The following is a 227-nucleotide window of genomic DNA, read 5'->3' on the forward strand; positions in this document are numbered from 1 at the left end:
CCCCGCGACGAACCCATCCGCTTCAACCGCTTCCGACGCAAAGTCTATGTCTACCGCTTCCGCCACGACGGCCTCAGACCCTTCAGCCGCACCACCTGGGGCGTTCGGACCGAAGTCTATGACTGGGATAACCTGCGTGCCGAAGCCTGCAGCGTGTACGGCCCCATGGGCAGTGGCGGCCTCATCGAAACCGTCACCCTCGCCGTGGTGAAACCTGGCACCCATCA

1 protein-coding gene is annotated in these 227 nt (G+C 63.9%); it reads left to right on the forward strand.

Annotated elements, in window-relative coordinates:
- The coding region (locus tag BFP89_RS00005; RefSeq protein WP_370671188.1) for a DUF6708 domain-containing protein at nt 1–227 on the forward strand (227 nt) is incomplete at both ends.

This window comes from Pseudomonas sp. 31 R 17 (genome assembly GCF_900004915.1).
Taxonomy (GTDB): Bacteria; Pseudomonadota; Gammaproteobacteria; order Pseudomonadales; family Pseudomonadaceae; genus Aquipseudomonas; species Aquipseudomonas orientalis_A.